Source organism: Bradyrhizobium sp. USDA 3256, assembly GCF_054058275.1.
Map to the genome: position 1 here is coordinate 7,561,368 of NZ_JBSSAE010000002.1, position 18,402 is coordinate 7,579,769.

The 18,402-nt window shown below is 64.4% G+C and carries 15 protein-coding genes; 7 read left to right on the forward strand and 8 right to left on the reverse strand.

The annotated features are described in order from the left end of the window. Positions 1 to 61 precede the first annotated feature (61 nt). The 3 genes from ACVWY5_RS37670 to ACVWY5_RS37680 form a co-directional block, all read right to left on the reverse strand. Positions 62 to 1,390: a polyhydroxyalkanoate depolymerase gene (locus ACVWY5_RS37670; RefSeq protein WP_028335615.1), complete on the reverse strand. Its 1,329-nt coding sequence runs from the start codon at positions 1,388 to 1,390 to the stop codon at positions 62 to 64. A 128-nt stretch (positions 1,391 to 1,518) separates the two neighbouring features. Next, positions 1,519 to 2,343, reverse strand: a complete 825-nt coding sequence (locus ACVWY5_RS37675; RefSeq protein WP_028335614.1) for an ABC transporter permease — start codon at positions 2,341 to 2,343, stop codon at positions 1,519 to 1,521. Further along, entirely contained in the window at positions 2,340 to 3,146 is an 807-nt protein-coding gene (locus ACVWY5_RS37680) for an ABC transporter ATP-binding protein (RefSeq protein WP_038377688.1), read from the reverse strand. Before ACVWY5_RS37680 ends, ACVWY5_RS37675 begins: the two co-directional genes overlap by 4 nt. Positions 3,147 to 3,251: 105 nt before the next feature. On the opposite strand from ACVWY5_RS37680, the gene ACVWY5_RS37685 reads away from it, so the two are divergent. The 3 genes from ACVWY5_RS37685 to ACVWY5_RS37695 all read left to right on the forward strand — a co-directional run bounded on the left by ACVWY5_RS37685 (position 3,252) and on the right by ACVWY5_RS37695 (position 6,549). After that, positions 3,252 to 4,571 carry an ActS/PrrB/RegB family redox-sensitive histidine kinase gene (locus ACVWY5_RS37685; protein ID WP_028335612.1) on the forward strand — a complete coding sequence of 440 codons (1,320 nt, stop codon included), beginning with the start codon at positions 3,252 to 3,254 and terminating at the stop codon, positions 4,569 to 4,571. 134 nt (positions 4,572 to 4,705) lie between these two features. Continuing rightward, positions 4,706 to 5,260: an ActR/PrrA/RegA family redox response regulator transcription factor gene (locus tag ACVWY5_RS37690; RefSeq protein WP_028335611.1), complete on the forward strand. Its 555-nt coding sequence runs from the start codon at positions 4,706 to 4,708 to the stop codon at positions 5,258 to 5,260. 248 nt (positions 5,261 to 5,508) lie between these two features. Beyond that, entirely contained in the window at positions 5,509 to 6,549 is a 1,041-nt protein-coding gene (locus ACVWY5_RS37695; protein WP_456671754.1) for an IS110 family RNA-guided transposase, read from the forward strand. A 510-nt stretch (positions 6,550 to 7,059) separates the two neighbouring features. On the opposite strand, the gene ACVWY5_RS37700 is transcribed toward ACVWY5_RS37695, so the two are convergent. Beyond that, positions 7,060 to 7,545, reverse strand: coding sequence for an MmcB family DNA repair protein (locus ACVWY5_RS37700; protein ID WP_028335610.1), 486 nt, complete (start codon positions 7,543 to 7,545; stop codon positions 7,060 to 7,062). Between the two features lie 206 nt (positions 7,546 to 7,751). Here ACVWY5_RS37700 and ACVWY5_RS37705 point away from each other — a divergent pair, with 206 nt between their 5' ends. Together ACVWY5_RS37705 and ACVWY5_RS37710 are read left to right on the forward strand one after the other, a co-directional pair. Then, positions 7,752 to 8,870: a vWA domain-containing protein gene (locus tag ACVWY5_RS37705; RefSeq protein ID WP_028335609.1), complete on the forward strand. Its 1,119-nt coding sequence runs from the start codon at positions 7,752 to 7,754 to the stop codon at positions 8,868 to 8,870. A 119-nt stretch (positions 8,871 to 8,989) separates the two neighbouring features. Continuing rightward, positions 8,990 to 10,690, forward strand: coding sequence for an alpha-amylase family protein (locus tag ACVWY5_RS37710; RefSeq protein ID WP_028335608.1), 1,701 nt, complete (start codon positions 8,990 to 8,992; stop codon positions 10,688 to 10,690). Here ACVWY5_RS37710 and ACVWY5_RS37715 read toward each other — a convergent pair. Together ACVWY5_RS37715 and ACVWY5_RS37720 are read right to left on the reverse strand one after the other, a co-directional pair. After that, the gene (locus ACVWY5_RS37715) at positions 10,678 to 12,285 is read right to left on the reverse strand and encodes an alpha-amylase family glycosyl hydrolase (protein ID WP_028335607.1); all 1,608 of its coding nucleotides are present in this window, start codon (positions 12,283 to 12,285) and stop codon (positions 10,678 to 10,680) included. The genes ACVWY5_RS37710 and ACVWY5_RS37715 overlap by 13 nt on opposite strands. Before the next feature lie 120 nt (positions 12,286 to 12,405). Continuing rightward, entirely contained in the window at positions 12,406 to 13,218 is an 813-nt protein-coding gene (locus ACVWY5_RS37720) for an RMD1 family protein (protein WP_028335606.1), read from the reverse strand. Between the two features lie 175 nt (positions 13,219 to 13,393). Between ACVWY5_RS37720 and ACVWY5_RS37725 the strand changes: the two genes are divergently transcribed. After that, complete coding sequence (locus tag ACVWY5_RS37725) at positions 13,394 to 14,062, forward strand: MBL fold metallo-hydrolase (RefSeq protein WP_028335605.1); 669 nt, start codon at positions 13,394 to 13,396, stop codon at positions 14,060 to 14,062. On the opposite strand, the gene ACVWY5_RS37730 is transcribed toward ACVWY5_RS37725, so the two are convergent. Both ACVWY5_RS37730 and ACVWY5_RS37735 read right to left on the reverse strand, forming a co-directional pair. Then, positions 14,063 to 15,238 (reverse strand): extracellular catalytic domain type 1 short-chain-length polyhydroxyalkanoate depolymerase, encoded by a 1,176-nt coding sequence (locus tag ACVWY5_RS37730; RefSeq protein WP_028335604.1) that lies wholly within the window; start codon positions 15,236 to 15,238, stop codon positions 14,063 to 14,065. 209 nt (positions 15,239 to 15,447) lie between these two features. Next, positions 15,448 to 16,854 (reverse strand): MFS transporter, encoded by a 1,407-nt coding sequence (locus ACVWY5_RS37735; protein ID WP_028335603.1) that lies wholly within the window; start codon positions 16,852 to 16,854, stop codon positions 15,448 to 15,450. A 272-nt stretch (positions 16,855 to 17,126) separates the two neighbouring features. On the opposite strand from ACVWY5_RS37735, the gene ACVWY5_RS37740 reads away from it, so the two are divergent. Next, positions 17,127 to 18,368: an LLM class flavin-dependent oxidoreductase gene (locus ACVWY5_RS37740; RefSeq protein ID WP_028335602.1), complete on the forward strand. Its 1,242-nt coding sequence runs from the start codon at positions 17,127 to 17,129 to the stop codon at positions 18,366 to 18,368. The last annotated feature ends 34 nt before the right edge of the window (positions 18,369 to 18,402 follow it).

Here is an 18,402-nt window from a genome sequence, read left to right on the forward strand (position 1 = left end):
GAGATTCTTTTAGTTAAATCAGTGACTTGTGCGACCGCGAAAATCGCGGCCGAGGCGATACCTATTCGGCTGCAGCGACCAGGGAAAGCCGGGTATTGGCCGCCGAAACCATGAAATCGGAGATTCGCGGCACGATTTCGGACCGGAAACGCGAGCCGTTGAACACGCCATAGTGCCCGACGCCCTTCTGCACGTAATGCACCCGGCGATGGTTCGGGATCGCGGTGCAGAGCGCGTGCGTCGCCTCGGTTTGGCCAAGACCTGAGATGTCGTCCTTCTCGCCTTCGACCGTCATCAGCGCGACGCGGCGGATCTTCGACGGATCGACCGGCTTGCCGCGATGGGTCATCTCGCCCTTCGGCAGCGCGTGCTTGACGAAAACGAGGTCGACGGTCTGCAGGTAATATTCGGCGGTGAGGTCCATCACCGCGAGATACTCGTCATAGAATTCGCGGTGCTTGTCGACGAGATCGCCGTCACCCTTGACCAGATTGGCGAACAGCGCCTTGTGCGCGTCCATGTGCCGGTCGAGGTTCATGCTGATGAAGCCGTTGAGCTGCAGGAAGCCCGGATAGACGTCGCGCATCACGCCCGGATGCGGGAACGGCACCTTGGTGATGACATTATTGCGGAACCACTCGATGCTGCGCTCTTCCGCGAGGTTGTTGACCGCGGTCGGATTGCGCCTGGTGTCGATCGGCCCGCCCATCAGCGTCATCGACAGCGGCACGAACGGGTCGTTGTTGGCTTCCATCACCGAAACGGCCGCCACGACAGGCACCGACGGCTGGCACACCGCGATGACGTGCATGTTGCCGCCGAGCGCGTGCAGCATCTCGATCAGGTAGTCGACATAGTCCTCGAGATCGAACCGGCCGGCCGCGAGCGGCACCATGCGCGCATCGGCCCAGTCGGTGATGTAGACCTCATGCGTCGGCAGGAACGCCTCGACCGTGCCGCGCAGCAGCGTCGCATAGTGGCCCGACATCGGCGCCACGATCAGCACGCGCGGCTGCGGCGAGCGCAGCGGACGGGTCAGCTTGCGATCGAAATGCAGCAGACGGCAGAACGGCTTTTCCCAGATCGAGCGAACCTCGACCGGGGTACGGATGCCGTTGACTTCGGTTGTCGGCAGGTTCCATTCCGGCTTGCCGTAGCGGCGCGTGGTGCGCTCGAACAGCTCACAGCCGGCGGCGATCGACTTGCCGAACTCGGTGTGCGTCCACGGATTGAGCGGGTTCTGAAACAGGATCTTGGTGGCGTCGGTCACCGCGCGCACCGGATTGAGCGACGCATGCGCCATCTCGTACATCCAGTACAACGGCGTCGTGAGTGCCGGGCTGCCTTCCGCCGCTAGTGGCGGGGCACCGCCAAATTCACCGATGGGCATAGTATTTTCAGACCCCTGTTTTGCGCCGCAGCATACTGACCAATGCGTAACAATGCGTCAATGCGCCGCGAGCCGAATCTGGGGGCGATATCGGGTTAAAAGGCCGAGAATCCACGGGAAAGTGACATTTATTCACCACCGCCGAGCAGCGACCCGTTGCGCTTGGCGCTCTGCAAAAGGGCAAGGAAGATCGCAAAAGAGGCAGCGAACAGGACCGCGTTGATGACCAGCGCCCACGCCATCAGGTCGGCGCGGAAGACGTGATCGATCAGCAGCGAGCGCATGCCTTCGAACACATAGGTCGGCGGCAACGTCCAGGCGACAGCTTGCAGCCAGGCCGGCAGCACCTCGACCGGATAGTAGATGCAGGCGAGCGGCATCACCGCGAACATCAATGTCCAGACGATGCTTTCCGCCCCTAACCCGTTGCGCAGCACGAGGCCGGAGGCGAACACGCCGACCGACCAGCTCGTGAAGATCAGATTGCAGAAGAACGCGATCAGCGGCAGCCCGATGGCGTAGAAGTTGAAGCCGAAAAAGAACAGCGCCAGCAGCGTCATCGGGATCACGCCGATGGCGAGCCGGATCAGGCTCATGATCATCAGCGAGAGCAGGAATTCGATCGGCTTCAGCGGGCTCATCATCAGGTTGCCGAGGTTGCGCGCCCACATCTCTTCCAGGAACGAGATCGAGAAGCCGAGCTGCCCCCGGAACAGGATGTCCCACAGGATCACGGCGCCGATCAGCGTGCCGCCCGCCTTGGCGAAGAAGCCGGATGCCTGCGAGATGTAATTCTGCAGGAAGCCCCAGGTGATGATCTGCAACGCCGGCCAGTAGACCAGCTCCAGGAGCCGCGGCCATGACGACATCAGGAGATACCAATAGCGCAGCACCATCGCGTTGATGCGTTGCAGTGAAATGGCGTGCTGGTGCTGGCTGACGAGTTCACTCATGGTGTGCCCTCTGGCGCGCCCTCGCGCAGCCGGCCGCGCGCCACGTCGAGAAACACCTCTTCCAGCGTGTCGCGGTTGTAGCGCGCCATGATCCGCTCGGGGCTGTCGTCGTCCTCGATCTTGCCGCGCTTCATGATGATGACGCGGTCGCAAAGGCGCTCGACCTCCAGCATGTTGTGTGACGCCAGCAGGATGGTCGCGTTATGGGTCTTGCGATAGGTCTCGAGATGCTGCCGCACCCAGTCGGCGGTATCCGGGTCGAGCGAGGCGGTCGGCTCGTCGAGCAGCAAGAGGTCCGGTTCGTTGATCAGCGCCTTCGCCAGCGCGACGCGGGTCTTCTGCCCGGCGGAGAGCTTGCCGTTGGAGCGGTCGAGGAATTCCTTGAGATCGAGATCGTCGGCAAGCTGGTCGATCCGCTCACGCAAATGCTGCACGGCATAGAGGCGGCCGAAAATGGTCAGGTTCTGCCGCACCGTGAGCCGCATCGGCATGTCGACATAGGGGCTTTCGAAGTTCATCCGGCCGAGCACGTCGTAGCGCTGCTCGGGGATTCGTGCACCGAGCACCTCGACGCTGCCCGAGGTCGGCAGCACCAAACCCATGATCATCGCGATCGTCGTGGTCTTGCCGGCTCCGTTGCCGCCGAGCAGGCCGGTGATGCTGCCGCGCGCGATGCGGAACGAGATGTCGTCGACCGCGCGGGTGGTCTTGTAGACCTTGACCAGATGCGCGACGTCGATCGCGGCCGATCCGCCCTGATCGACCGCCGGCGTTTGCGCCTGACCTGTCCCGACCTGTTGCATATGGCCGTCATTGAGCCATTGCGACAATAAGCGCAAGGCTTGCCCTGCATCGTTGCGCTAAGTCGCGAATTTGTGCGCCGCCCGCGGCACAGCTAAGGTCCCGGCATGACCGACGTCGCTTCCGATTTCCGCCAACCCCGCCGCTATGTCCGCCTGGATACGATCCTGCGGCTGCGCTGGCTCGCCGCGCTCGGCCAGCTCGTCGCCATCTTCATCGTCGCGCAGGGACTGGAATTCGACGTTCCGATCGTCCCATGCGTCACCATCGTGACGTTCTCGGCGCTGCTCAATCTGGCGCTGCAGATCGCCTTCAACCCGATGCAGCGGCTGGAGCCGGCCTATGCCGCGGCCCTGCTCGCGTTCAACATCGTCGAGCTCGGCGGCCTCCTGTACTTCACCGGCGGATTGCAGAACCCGTTCTCGTTCCTGTTCCTGGCGCCGGTCCTGATCTCGGCCACCGTGCTGCCGATCCGGCTGACGATCGCGCTCGGCTGCCTTGCGGTCGCCTGCGCCTCGGCGCTGTTCTTCTACCATCTGCCGCTGCCCTGGGATGCCGACGATCCCTTGGTGCTGCCGCCGATCTATCTGATCGGCGTCTGGCTTTCGATCCTGCTCGCGATCGGTGTCACCAGCCTTTACGCATTCCAGGTGACCGAGGAGGCGCGCCAGCTCTCCGACGCGCTCGCGGCGACCGAACTGGTGCTGACGCGCGAGCAGCATCTGACCCAGCTCGACGGCCTCGCCGCCGCTGCCGCGCACGAACTCGGCACGCCGCTGTCGACGATCTTCCTGATCTCGCGCGAGCTCGAGAAGACGGTGCATGACCAGGCGATCGCCGGCGACCTCAAGACCCTGCGCGAGCAGGCGCAGCGCTGCCGCGACATCCTGAGCAAGATCGCGCAATTGTCATCGAGCGGTGCGCCGTTCGACACCATGAAGCTGTCGACCCTGATCGAGGAGGCGGTGGCGCCGCATCGCGATTTCGGCATCAACATCAAGGTGCGGCTTGCTGTCGCAGCAACGCCTGAACCGGTCGCCGCGCGCAATCCGGCGATCCTTTATGGCGTCGGAAACATTCTCGAAAATGCGGTCGATTTCGCGCACCAGACTGTCGAGGTGAACGCGTGGTGGAACGCCGAGACCGTTGAGGTCGTCGTCTCCGACGACGGTCCGGGCATCGCGCCCGACATGCTGAAGCGGATCGGCGAGCCGTATCTGTCGCGCCGCCGGGGTGCGGATGAGGCCCAAAACCCACGTGGGGGCCTCGGTCTGGGCGTTTTCATCGCAAGGACGCTGCTGGAACGTACCGGCGCCAAGGTGTCGTTTACCAATCGCACCTTTCCCGATCACGGCGCCGTGGTGCAGATCGTCTGGCCGCGCGAGCGCTTCGAGGAAGCCGCGCCGGGCGACGAAACCGAATCCTGAGAACGATTCTTAATCGCAACTCTGGCATTACGGATGCATTGTTCTCTCCAGACAAGCACGCGACTTTCGGCTGCCTTGGCAGCGCCACGGTAGAACCCCATATTGTTGGTGTCTGCCACAGGGAAAAATGGACCGTGAACGCCATCACTGAACTGAATGACCATGCCGACCGCTCGCTCCTCATCGTCGAGGACGACAAGCCGTTCCTGGAACGTCTGTCGCGCGCGATGGAGACGCGGGGTTTCGCGGTGAAGTCATGCGACACGGTATCTGATGGTCTCGCCGAGATCGGCCGCGCCGCGCCCGCTTTCGCGGTCGTCGACCTCCGCCTCGGCGACGGCAACGGCCTCGACGTCGTTTCGGCGTTGAAGCGCAAGCGCCCCGAGGCGCGCGCGATCGTGCTGACCGGCTACGGCAACATCGCCACCGCCGTCACCGCGGTGAAGATGGGCGCCATCGATTATCTCTCGAAGCCCGCCGACGCCGATGACGTCGTCGCCGCGCTGCTCGCGACCGGCACCGAGAAGTCCGAGCTGCCGGCCAATCCGATGTCGGCGGACCGCGTGCGCTGGGAGCACATCCAGCGCATCTACGAGATGTGCAACCGCAACGTCTCGGAGACCGCGCGCCGTCTCAACATGCACCGCCGTACCTTGCAGCGCATCCTCGCCAAGCGCGCCCCGCGCTAAGCGACGCTTCATTTGTTTTCGCGATGGCCGGGCACGTCCCGGCCATTTGCTTTTCGTCGCTTCGTAGATTCCATGGGGCGGTGAGCGTGGCCTTTCCGATAGGTTTGGGTTTGCACACTCGAACCATCGGAGAAGTCAAATGCAAGCATCGACCGTAGGCACGCCCACCGCCGGCGATTGTGGCACAATTTTCGTTGCGATCGAACTCAGCCAGAAGACTTGGTTGGTGACGCTACACAGTCCGGATCGTGACCGGATCTCGCGCCACAAGCTCGAGGGAGGCGATCACGTCGGGGCTGTTGGCCTTGGTCGAGAAGGTCAAGGCGCGGGCGGCCGAGAAGCTAGGGTCGGCGCCGCGTGTGGTGAGTTGCTACGAGGCCGGCTATGATGGTTTTTGGCTGCACCGGCTCTTGGAAGCGGCCGGGATCACCAATTTCGTGTTTGATGCGGCCAGCATTGCGGTGGAGCAGCGGTCGCGGCGGGCGAAGACGGACCGGATCGACGGCGAGCTCATGCTGCGCACGTTGATGGCCTATCTGCGGGGCGAGCCACGGGTGGTCCGGATCGTCCGTGTCCCGAGCGTGGCCGAAGAGGATGCTCGGCGCGCCAGCCGCGAACGCGATCGTCTGGTCAAGGAGCAAACGGCCCATAGCAACCGGATCAAGGCGCTGCTGCGTCTGTTGGGCGTGGCGGTCGGCAACCCGCGGCGAGCGAACTGGCTCACCTTTCTGGAGCAGCAGCGGGATTGGCAAAGCCAACCGCTGCCGCCTCACCTGTTGGCTGAGGTGAAGCGCGAGCACGCGCGATTGACCATGGTGCGCGAGCAGATTGCGGCGCTGGAGCAGGCGCAGGCTGCGCAAGCCTGTCCCGTTCCTGCGCCGATGGCAGAGCGGCGATCGAGCTTGCAGCGGCTCAAGGCGCTCGGCCCGGCCTTCACCGCGACGCTGGTGGACGAGCTGTTCTACAAGGACTTCCGTAACCGGCGCGAGGTCGCCAGCTATTGCGGATTGACCCCCAGTCCCTGGAAGAGCGGCGGCATCGATCGCGAGCAGGGTATCAGCAAAGCCGGCAATCGGCGGGCGCGCCAGAAGGCGATCGAGCTGGCGTGGCTCTGGCTCCGCCACCAGAGCGACAGCGCGCTCAGCCGCTGGTTCCGCACCCGCACCGCCAACGCCGGCAAGCGCACCAAACGCATCGCCATCGTCGCCCTGGCGCGCAAGCTGATCGTGGCGCTGTGGCGCTACCTCACCACTGGCCTCATTCCGGAGCAGGCAACCATGAAGGCATAAAACAAGCCACGTCGCTACGCATCGCGGCTTCGCCGCGCTCCGTGCGAGATGGATGATGACCGTGCCATCCTAGGGCTCAAACGCCGTTTCGTAGATGGGTCTCATCCTCGCCAGGCTTCCTCGCCGCAAGCATGCGGAAGGTGGGTACGGATCAAGCAATCCGACCGGATATGAGGTGATGCAGTGAGCTGCAAAAATCTTCGGAAGCCATTCCTCGCATGCTGCCCGATCGTCGCGCTGCGCTTCGCATGGCTCCGCGCGCCGCCCTCTCACCACAAAAACCTGACCCAGACCCGGAGAGAACCTTGACTCACAAATCCCCATATGAGGGTGGGTAGAGCGAAGCGAAGCGAAACCCACCAACTTCACGCGGCGGCGACAAGTGATGGGTTTCGCTTCGCTCCCCATCAGCCGGGCCGAACCATCCTTCGAGGCTCGCTCCGCTCGCGCCTCCAGCGACAAAGGCGAGGCCTTTGCGCGGGGATGACGGGTTAAGATCGCGTGCTCGCTCTAAAACTCGCCGTGCCCCTGCGGATCGACCAGGCGGTTGATGCGCTGCGCCGCGGCCATGGCAAAGCGCACCGTCATCGCCTTGCGCGTGGCCGCCGGCAGGCGATGCTCCGGCGCCTCGCAATGCAGATGCGCGCCATAGGCGTCGGCGATGATCAAACCGGTGTCCTCCGGGAAGATCTCGCACGGCAGATCCTGCGTGAAGGCGAAGAACAGCCGGTCGCAATGCATACGGTAGTCCTGCCATTTCTGATCCGCACGCAGATCCTCGACCGACGACTTGATCTCAACGATCCAGATCTCGCCGCGCTCGTTCAACGCGACCAGATCGGCTCTTCGGCCGGACGGCAGCGGCAATTCGCTGATGCAGGAAAATCCCAGCGATCTCAGAAGCCTCGCCGTGCCGCGCGCGATCGCAAGCGCGGTCTCCGACTGGCGTCGGTCGGGCGCGGGCACAAGCGCGATCTGGCGGGCGGATGAGTCCATTGCGCTAAGATTAGCCGATTCCACGAGAGCATGATCCGGAAAAGTGGAAGCCGGTTTTCCGCGAAGATCATGCTCCAGCCGATAGAGCGCGGCAGCGCGGGAATCGGCCGCAAATTCGCGAGGAAGGCGCCTTGATTCCGGCCTCAAGCCACCGCGAAGCCGATGGAACCTGGTTCCGAGGGACGAAACCACTGCAGGAGAGACCCATGAGGTCACGCATCACGCTTCGCTCGTTCGTCTTCGCTCTCGCAACCCTGCCACTAACAGCCGGACTGTCATCGGCCATCGCCAAGCCGGTGGTCGAGGTCGCCTTCGTGCTCGATACCACCGGCTCGATGGGCGGATTGATCGAGGGCGCCAAACGGAAGGTCTGGTCGATCGCGACCGCAATCGTCGATTCCAATCCCGACGCCGATATCCGGATGGGCCTCGTCGCCTATCGCGACATCGGCGACGACTATGTGACCCGGAAGGTCGAGCTGACGCGCGACATCCAGGATCTCTACGGCAATCTGCTGGAATTGAAGGCGCGCGGCGGCGGCGACTGGCCGGAGAGCGTCAACGAAGCGCTCGACGTCGCCGTCAACAAGATGCAGTGGACGCAAGGCCGCGACAGCACACGCATCGTTTTTCTGGTCGGCGACGCCCCGCCGCACATGGACTATGCGCAGGACACCAAATACCCGGTCACGCTCGCCGTTGCCAAGCAACGCGACATCGTCGTCAACGCCGTGCTCGCCGGCAACGCTCAGGATACCGAGCGGGTGCGGCGCGATATCGCGCAGAACGGCAACGGCGAGTTCATCCCGATCCCGCAGGATGGCGGCCAGATCGTGACCATCGAAACGCCGTTCGACGAGGACATCATCATCCTGCAGCGCCAGATCAACGGCACCGTGATTCCCTACGGTCCGCGCGCACTGCAGAAGCGAACGGAATCCAAGGCCCAGCAGCTGGCGAGCGTCGCCGCGGCTTCGCCGGCCCGCGCGTCGGAGATGGCAAGCTTCATCAACAAGCGCGCCAAGGCGACGTCGGAGGCGGTCACCGGCGACGGTGACCTGGTCGCCGACGTCGCGGCCGGCCGCAACGATGTGGCAAAGGTCAGGGACGAGGATCTGCCGGACAATCTCCGCGCCATGAAGCCGGAAGCGCGCAGCGCCGAGATCGACAAGCAGATCACCCAGCGCAAGGCGTTGAACGAGAAGCTCGCCGCGCTGGTCACCAAGCGCGACAAATACGTCGCCGAGCACCGCAGGAGCGCGCCGAAGGCGTCATCGTTCGATCGCGTGGTCGAGGACACGCTGAAGGCGCAGATCAAGCGGTAGTCAGCCGGCACGGAGCGTCGTCCGGCTCCCTTGCGGGACGGCGCTCCACAGGAACCCGTCGCCGCCTCACCGCTTATCCTCCCGGCCGCCGCCACGGGTGGACTGGAGAGGATTGCCTGGTGATCGACGACCTCTGGTACAAGAACGGAGTGATCTACTGCCTGTCGGTTGGCACCTACATGGATGCCAACGGCGATGGCATCGGTGATTTCAGCGGCCTGCTCCGGCGCCTGGACTATTTGCACGGGCTCGGCATCACCGCGATCTGGCTGATGCCGTTTCAGCCTTCGCCCAACAGGGACGACGGCTACGACATCTCGGATTATTACGACGTCGATCCGCGCTACGGCACGCTGGGCGACTTCGTTGAATTTACCCATGGTTGCCAGCAACGCGGCATCCGCGTCATCATCGACCTCGTCGTCAATCACACCTCGGATCAGCACGCCTGGTTTCGATCAGCGCGCAGCTCGAAGGACTCGCCGTACCGCGACTGGTATGTCTGGTCGGACAAGAAGCCTGCCAATGCCAACACCGGCATGGTGTTTCCCGGCGTTCAGAAATCGACCTGGACGCGCGACAAGCAAGCCGGCGCCTGGTACTTCCATCGCTTCTACGATTTCCAGCCGGACCTCAACACATCGAACCCGCATGTGCAGGCCGAGATCCTCAAGATCATGGGGTTCTGGATTCAGCTCGGCGTCTCGGGCTTCCGCATGGACGCCGTGCCCTTCGTGATCGCGACCAAGGGCGCATCCAGGCGCAAGCCGGTCGAGCAGTACGACATGCTGCGATCGTTTCGGGAATTCCTGCAATGGCGCCAGGGCAACGCGATCATCCTCGCCGAAGCCAACGTATTGCCCGAGACGGACATGGAATATTTCGGGCGTGACGGCGACCGAATGCACATGATGTTCAACTTCCATGTCAATCAGCATCTGTTCTACGCGTTGGCGTCGGCGGATACGAAGCCGTTGGCGAAGGCCTTGACGGCGACCAAGCCACGGCCCGCGACCGCACAATGGGGCTTGTTCCTGCGCAATCATGATGAACTCGACCTCGGCCGCCTCTCCAAGCCGCAGCGCGAGACGGTGTTCGAGGCATTCGGTTCCGACAAGAGCATGCAGCTCTACGACCGCGGCATCCGGCGACGGCTTGCGCCCATGCTGGGCGGCGACCGCCGACGCATCGAGCTCGCCTACAGCGTGATGTGCACGCTTCCCGGCACGCCCGTGATCCGCTACGGCGATGAACTCGGCATGGGCGACAATCTCGACCTGCCCGAACGCAGTTGCGCGCGCACGCCGATGCAATGGTCGACCGAGCCCCACGCCGGCTTCACCGAAAGTGATCGGCCATGTGTGCCCGTCATCGACAATGGACCGTACGGCTATGAGCACGTCAACGCGGCCAAGCAACGGCGCGATCCCAATTCGATGCTGAATTGGACCGAGCGCATCGTCCGGATGCGCAAGGAAGTCCCCGAGGTCGGCTGGGGAGATTTCAAGGTCATCGCAAGCCGAAATCCCGCCATCCTGATCATCCGGTACGACTGGCGTAACAACTCGGTGCTGTTCGTGCACAATTTCGCGGAAAAGCCGCTCGAGATATCCTTCGACGTCGGGCTGCCCGACGATGCCGGCAATCTCCTCGTCAATCTCCTGACCGAGGACCACAGCCGCGCCGACGATGCCGGTCGCCACAAGCTTCTGATCGAGGCCTACGGCTATCGCTGGTACCGGGTCGGCGGGCTCGATTATCTGCTCAAGCGCAGCGACATCGATACCAACGAGCCCCGCACGCGGCGTCAATCGTCCTGATGCGGCCCAAGGATCACGCCCTCATTGGCGCGTAGATCGAGCACGCCTTCGACCTTCTCGCCCTGCCGGTCCATCAAGGTCGACAGCAGAACCTCGTTGCTGAAGCCGATCGCGCTCGACGAGACCGACGCCGGCGCCGCGCCGAAATTCAGCGCGATCACGGCGACGCCGTCAGTGCTGCGCCGCCGGTAGAGCAGCACGTCACCGTGCGCCGCCACCGGCTCATAGCTGCCATGGATGAGCTGCGGAAGTCTTTGCCGCAGCGCGATCAGCGCCTTGTAGAGATTGAGGATCGACGCCGGCTCCGCCTCGAGGCTTGCGACATTGTCGCTGGCAAAATCCTGCGCCAGCGGCAGCCATGGCGTGGCGGTCGAGAACCCGGCATGGCACTCGGCGCTCCATTGCATCGGCGTACGGCAGCCGTCGCGGCCGACGCCGATGTCAGGCACATTCTTCTCAAAGGGATCGCGCACCTGATCCGGCGCAATCGCAACCTGGCGCATGCCGATCTCGTCGCCGTAATAGAGCGTCGGCGTGCCGCGCAGCGTCAGCAGCAGCATCGCGGCGACCGGCGCCTGCGCCGGCCCCACCCGGCTCGCCACCCGCGGCCGGTCGTGATTGCCGAGCACCCAGTTCGGCCACGCCCCCGGCGGCAGCGCCTTTTCGTAGTCGGCGATGATCATCTCGACCGCACGCGCACTCCACAAGGTCGACAGCAGCGCGAAGTTGAACGGCATCTGCGCGCCGCGCAGATCGTTGCCGTAATAGGCAACCAGCCGGTGCAGCGGCAGATAGATCTCGCCGATCAGCACGCGGTCGTCGAATTCCTCGGTGACGCCGCGCATCTCAGTGATGACGGAGTGCACCTCGAGCTGATCGGTCGAATATTGCGTCAGCAGCTTCTCGTGCGGCGGCCGGCCCTCGCGATAATGCGGGTTTGCCGGGTTATCGCGGAAGTCGGCATCCTTGATCAGGTGCCAGATCACGTCGACGCGAAAACCGTCGACGCCCTTGCGCAGCCAGAAGCGCATCACGTCGTAGATCGCGTCCCTGACCTCGCGATTGCGCCAGTTGAGATCGGGCTGCTGCGCGAGGAAGGCGTGATAATAGTATTGGCCTGAGGTCTCGTCATACGCCCAGGCGCTGCCGCCGAACTCGGACAGCCAGTTGTTGGGCGGGCCGCCGTCCGGCGCCGGATCGCGCCAGATGTACCAGTCTCGCTTGGGATTGTCGCGCGAGCTCTTCGCCTCGATGAACCAGGGATGCTGGTCGGATGTGTGGTTCGGCACCAGATCGAGGATCAGCTTGAGACCGGAATCGTGCGCGGCCGCGACCAGCGCGTCGAAATCCTCCATCGTGCCGAACAGCGGATCGATGCCGGTGTAATCGGAGATATCGTAACCGAAATCGGCCATCGGCGACGGGAAGATCGGCGACAGCCAGACCGCGTCGACGCCGAGCCGCGTCAGATAGGGCAGCCGCGTGATGATCCCCTTGAGATCGCCGACGCCGTCACCGTCGCTATCCGCGAACGAGCGCGGATAGACCTGATAGAAAATGCCGCGTCGCCACCAGTCCCTGTTGTCCTGATCCATCCCGTCCCCCCAAGCTCGCAGCCCGGCCCAGGCCGCTCCGCGCCCGGAGCGGCCGATCGGTTCAGGGATGACGCACAATTCGGGACGGAAAGATGGCCGGATTCAGCCGCTATAGCCGGTTCAATGCCGGGCCATCGCCAGCTGATAGATGGTGATCAGCACCTCGAACAGGATCAGGAAGACGATGATCAGCTCCAGCCGCAGCGAGCGGCCGGTGTCGATGATGTCGGTCAGCACCTGCGCGGTTTCGGCGACGACCGCGAGCTTGCGGTTCAGCGACTCCGCACGTTCCTTCAATTCATACTCGTCCTCGAGCCGGGCATAGAGGCGCTCGAGCTGCGGCTTGTCCCAGAGGATATCGGGCTTCTCCGACACCTCGACCGGCCCGGCCACGCGATGCCGCACCAGCAGCGCGTTGCCGATGTGCTTGAGGATCGCAACGCGGCCGCGATGGACGCGGCCGCCCTTGGCGAGCTCTCGTGCAAGCGGCTCGGTCGTATCGAAGACTGCCCGGACCTCGCGCTCGTGCCGCGCCAGCACCACGCTTTTCGCCAACGCCTCGCCGACGAGGATCAGCCGCTCCGGCGAGAGGCCTTGCAGATAGATCGGGCCGCCCGGCGGAATCTGATCCTCCTTCTCGGCGGCGAGCTCGATGATTGCGATCTCTTCCTCGCGCCGCGTGAACAGGCCGGTCATGCGCGACTGCAGGCTGCGCAGGAATTCATCCTCCTCCAGCGCATTGAGGCCGATCAGCACGACGACGCCGTAGCGGAACAGGATCGCCACGCCATTTTCATTGACGCGAAACGCCAGCGGCGTCGTGGCCAGCACGTCGCCGCGCTCGAGGCCCGACGTGTTGATGCGGTCCGCAACGAAGAAGGCGCGCGCGGTGGTCCGGGGTCCGCCGAGCGGTGATTTGGAAGCCTGGGTCATGAAGTTCCGGACTGCGAGGACTTGAATCATGATCGAGAGCAGCCGCGTACCGGCCTGCTCACGAACTTGTTCTGCTGGAGGTGACCTTATCACGGTCCGTTTTGGGATCACACGCCGGGGCGGCCGCATTTCCGGCGCGTGTTGACGGCGTTTGCCGGAAGCCTATGGTGCCCCCATGAACGAGACAACCGACACCAAGCCGAAGGCCGGCGCGATCATCGTGCCCGTGACGCTGTTCGAGCAGAACTGCACCATCATCTGGCACGAGCCCACCAAGAAGGCCGTGGTGATCGACCCGGGCGGCGACGTGCCGAAGATCCAGGCCGCGATCAAGCAGACCGGCGTGACGGTCGAGAAGATCTGGCTGACCCACGGTCATATCGACCATGTCGGCGGCGCCGCCGAACTGCGCGACGCGCTCCAGGTCAAGATCGAGGGCCCGCATATCGCCGACAAATATCTGCTCGACAATGTCGTCTCGAGCGGCGCGCGCTTCGGCATGGCCGGGGTGCGCAATTTCGGGCCAGACCGCTGGCTCGACGAGGGCGATCAGGTCTCGATCGGCGATCTCACCTTCGACATCCTGCACTGCCCCGGCCACTCACCGGGCAGCGTGGTGTTCTTCAACAAGGAGCTGCGCTTCGCCCATGTCGGCGACGTGCTGTTCGCCGGCTCGGTCGGACGCACCGACTTGCCCGGGGGCAGCCATCCGACGCTGATCCAGTCGATCAAGGACAAGCTGCTGCCGCTCGGCGACGATGTCGGCTTCATCTGCGGCCATGGCGCCGGATCGAGCATCGGCCAGGAGCGGATGACAAATCCGTTCCTGACCGGCGAGATGTAGCTACTTCATCAGCCCCGCGGCGGTGAGCGCCCGCGTGATGACGCCGCCGACATCGACACCCTTGCTCCGTCGCCTGCGCGGCCGATCGCTCTTGCCGCCCGATGCCACCTCCGGCTCGGCCGCTGGCACCGGTACCGTCATCGAGACCGTGTCGGCGCGCTCGCGCGGAATTCCGGTCGGCGCGATATGCGGCTGACGGACCTTGTCGGTCAGGCCGAAGAAGCTCGCGATGTGATAGGACGAGGAGATCCCGGCCTCGATCAGGAACGCGCCCTCCACGCCATAGCGCTCGTCGTTATCGGCAAGCCCGAGCGGCGTGCCATGGGCCATGTCGGCGATAGTGTAGGACTCGACCAGCGTTTCGCCGTCGGCGTTCCACCACACCTCGCGCGGATGGCCGTCGACATCCGCCTTCGACATCGCAGCAGGCGGCAGGCCGTGCACGTCGAGCCACTGCCGGACGATCGCATCGGCGTTGCCGGGATGCACGGTGCGGTCGGCGCTGCCGTGCCACACCGAAATCTTCGGCCATGCGCCGCCATGCGTGGACGCGTTGCGCACGAGACCGCCGAGCTCGGGCGCGGACAGCGCGCTGCCATGCATCATCGTGTGCAGCGCTTCGCGCAGATCGGTGGCGACGCCGAACGGCAGGCCGGCGATGATGGCGCCGGCAGCGAACACATCCGGATAGGTCGCGAGCATGACCGAGGCCATCGCGCCGCCGGCGGACAGTCCCGTCACATAGACCCGCCGCGGGTCGATCTCATGCGTGCCGATCATATGCGCGATCATCTGCCTGATCGAAGCGGCCTCGCCCTGCCCGCGCGCGATGTCTTGCGGGTTGAACCAGTTGAAGCAGGTGTTGCCGTTGTTCAACGCCTGCTGCTCCGGCATCAGCAGCGCGAAGCCGTAATGCGCCGCAAGCGCCGACCAGCCGGCGCCGAGATCGTAGGACGCGGCGGTCTGGCCGCAGCCATGCAAGACCACGACGAGCGCGGGCGACCGCGCCAGCTGCGCGGGCACGAACGAGAACATTTTCAGATCGCCGGGGTTGACGCCGAATTCGGTCGTCTCGACGAGCGGCGTCGGCACGGCCGGCGCGAGTGCGCCAAGGCCGCTGAACGCGTTCATCTTCGGCAGATGACGCAGAAATTCGACGTTGTTGATCAGGGACAACAGCAACTCCTGAGGTGATTTAGTTTTCTGTGTCACCCGATCAGATAATTGCTGCACTGCAAAATGAAAAGGCCGTGTGCTGTCTTTCCCTGCGGAATTGTGAGAATCGGCGTTAATGCGTGATCGCGCCGCGGGCCGGCCGAAATAGTTGCCGTAGCACCTTGTTTGAGCACCAACTTTTCAGGAATGCGCGCCGCGTGCAGCCGGATTCACGGGGTGGCGCGGCGCATCCATGACAGAAATGCGGCTGAAATGGCGATCGACAGCACAAACAATGCGCATGCCGCAAACAGCGCCAGACGTGCTGACATCGTGCTCTCGATTGCGAAGAAGACTGCGCCGATCGCGGCGACGCCGGCCGCGTTGCCGATCTGCGTCGTCGTACCGTACATGCCGGAGCCGGCACCGGCGCTCGCGGGCTGCACGCTCGCGAGCACCGCGCTCGACAATGGCGCCATGACGAGCCCCTGGCCGTAGCCGAAGATCATCAGCACCAGCGCCAGCAGCAGTGCCGACGGTGCCGCGACCGTCTCAATCGTCGCGACGAGCACGGCGAGACCGACGATCTGCAGCGCACAGCCCTCGATCAGCACCAGCGTGCCGCGATGCCTGGCGCGCACGCCGCTGTGACGCGAGGCAACCACGAAGGTCAGCGCCAGCGGCACGAACACCAGCCCGGCCTGTAGCGGCGGAATCTGCAAGCCCTTCTGCATGAACATGGTCATGATGAGGTAGAAGGACAGGTTGGCGAAGAAGAAGAAAAACACCGCGACCAGCCCGCGCATGAAGGCGCGATCCGACAGCAGCGACAGATCGATCAGCGGCATGCCGCCGCGACGCGCGACGGCCCGCTCGAGCCGCACGAAGGTCGCGATCACAGCGATGCCCACTGTCATCACCAGCCAGACCCATGCCGTCCAGCCGAAATCATGGCCAAACAGCAGCGGACCGATCAGGCACAACAGGCCCGCGAACAGCACGATCGCGCCCGGGATATCGAGCCGCGTGCCGGCGCGGCGCGGCACCGTCGGCATGATCTTCAGCGCCGCCGCGATAATGATGACACCGCACGGCACGTTGACGAAGAACACTGCGCGCCAGCCGAGCCCGGCGAGGTCGAGCGTCACCAGCACGCCGCCGAGCATGAAGCCGGCGGCGCCCGCAAGTCCCAGCACGATGCCGTAGATGCCGAACGCCCGCGCGCGGGCGGCGTCTGAGAACAACAGATGCAGCGTCGCCAGCACCTGCGGCACCATCAGCGCCGCGGTTGCGCCCTGCGCGAGCCGCGCGACGATGAGCTCGGGCCCGGACTGCGCGAGACCGCACCACAGCGAGGTCACCGAGAACCCGGCGACGCCGGCGATGAACACATTCCTGGTGCCATGGATGTCGCCAAGCCGGCCGCCGGTGACCACCAGCGTGGCATAGGCGATCAGGTAGATCGCGATCACGGCCTCGATCTGCGCCGGCGTCGCGTGCAGCTCCGCCGCGATCGTCGGGATCGCGACGTTGACGATGAAGGCATCGACACCGAACATGAACTGCGCCGACACCACGATCGCCAGCACCCACCAGCGGCGGGACGTATCCGCTCGCGTCGAAACGATCTGGTGCATGTCCTGTCCTGCCCGAAATGATGTTACGGCGGACATCAGCAGATTCCGGTCATCGCTTCGATTACCTGCGAGGTAAGCCCGGGATCACAGACGCTCGAGCCCCGGCTGCCAATTTGCGTTGACGCGCTGGGAAACATTCCGGACGGCGGCAATCGCCGCCGATTTGCGCAACAACCATGCGACCGCCGCAACCCCCGAGCATTGCCTTGCCCCGGGCCACCCCGTAGGTTGGCGGAAAGCCCCCGATAACAATAGTCCGGAGAGAACGACCCATGGCGCGCCTCAAGTTCGGAGCCTTCCTCGCCCCGCATCACCCGATCGGCGAGCATCCGATGCTGCAATTCCGCCGCGACCTCGATTTCGTCGAGCAGCTCGACGCGCTCGGTTACGACGAATTCTGGTGCGGCGAGCATCACTCCTCGGGCTGGGAGACCATCGCCTCGCCGGAAATGTTCCTGGCCGCCGCCGGCGAGCGCACCAAGCGCATCAAGCTCGGCACCGGCGTGATCTCGCTGCCCTATCATCACCCCTTCAACGTGGCGCAGCGCATGGTGCAGCTCGACCACATGACCGGCGGCCGCGCCATCTTCGGCTCCGGCCCTGGTGCGCTCGCCTCCGACGCCCATACGCTCGGCATCGACCCGATGACCCAGCGCGACCGCCAGGACGAGGCGATCGCGGTGATCCGCCGCCTGTTCAACGGCGAGCGCGTCACCGCCAAGACCGACTGGTTCGAGATGCACGACGCCGCGCTGCAGATCCTGCCGCTGCAGGAGGACATGCCGTTCGTGGTGGCCTCGCAGATCTCGCCCTCGGGCATGACGCTCGCCGGCAAATACGGAATCGGCATCATCTCGCTGGGCTCGATGTCGACCCAGGGCCTGATGGCGCTGCCGCAGCAATGGCAGTTCGCCGAGGACGCCGCCAAGAAGGCCGGTACCACCGTGAGCCGTTCCAACTGGCGCGTGCTGCTGTCCTGGCACATCGCCGAGACCCGCGAGCAGGCGCGGCGCGAGGCCGGCGCCGGGCTGATGCGCTGGCACAACGAATATAACGTCGGCACCCTGATGCGGCCGGGCCTGACCGCGTTCTCCTCGCCCGACGAGGCCGTCGACAAGACCGCCTTCGTCGAAGGCGCCGCGTCCACCATCGGCACGCCGGATGATCTGATCAAGATGATCAAGAATCTGGTCGATGTGTCGGGCGGCGTCGGCTCGATCATCGGCTTCGCGCACGACTGGGCCAATCCGGAAAACACCCGCCGCAGCTGGGACATGGTCGCGCGCTATGTCGTGCCCGAGATCAACGGCTATATCGACGGCCTGCGCAAGTCGCGCCAGTTCCTGATCGACAACCGCGCCGTGTTCGAACGCGCCGGGCAGGCTGTGATGGCCAAGATCATGCAGAACGACAAGGCCGCCGCCGCACTTCAACAAACCGGCCCCGGCCGCGTCGCGATCCCCGCCGTGAATGCGCCGGATCTTGCGAAGGCCGCGGCCAAGCAGAAGGTGTGATTTGCGATCCTTCCTGGAGGAAGAAAGAACGCCA

Bases quoted from the DNA above. Each gene is read 5' to 3' on its own strand.
- ACVWY5_RS37740 (WP_028335602.1), top strand. From the start codon at position 17,127: ATGGCGCGCCTCAAGTTCGGAGCCTTCCTCGCCCCGCATCACCCGATC.
- ACVWY5_RS37685 (WP_028335612.1), top strand. From the start codon at position 3,252: ATGACCGACGTCGCTTCCGATTTCCGCCAACCCCGCCGCTATGTCCGC.
- ACVWY5_RS37700 (WP_028335610.1), bottom strand. From the start codon at position 7,545: ATGGACTCATCCGCCCGCCAGATCGCGCTTGTGCCCGCGCCCGACCGA.
- ACVWY5_RS37725 (WP_028335605.1), top strand. From the start codon at position 13,394: ATGAACGAGACAACCGACACCAAGCCGAAGGCCGGCGCGATCATCGTG.
- ACVWY5_RS37715 (WP_028335607.1), bottom strand. From the start codon at position 12,285: ATGGATCAGGACAACAGGGACTGGTGGCGACGCGGCATTTTCTATCAG.
- ACVWY5_RS37735 (WP_028335603.1), bottom strand. From the start codon at position 16,854: ATGCACCAGATCGTTTCGACGCGAGCGGATACGTCCCGCCGCTGGTGG.
- ACVWY5_RS37670 (WP_028335615.1), bottom strand. From the start codon at position 1,390: ATGCCCATCGGTGAATTTGGCGGTGCCCCGCCACTAGCGGCGGAAGGC.
- ACVWY5_RS37680 (WP_038377688.1), bottom strand. From the start codon at position 3,146: ATGCAACAGGTCGGGACAGGTCAGGCGCAAACGCCGGCGGTCGATCAG.
- ACVWY5_RS37675 (WP_028335614.1), bottom strand. From the start codon at position 2,343: ATGAGTGAACTCGTCAGCCAGCACCAGCACGCCATTTCACTGCAACGC.
- ACVWY5_RS37705 (WP_028335609.1), top strand. From the start codon at position 7,752: ATGAGGTCACGCATCACGCTTCGCTCGTTCGTCTTCGCTCTCGCAACC.
- ACVWY5_RS37720 (WP_028335606.1), bottom strand. From the start codon at position 13,218: ATGACCCAGGCTTCCAAATCACCGCTCGGCGGACCCCGGACCACCGCG.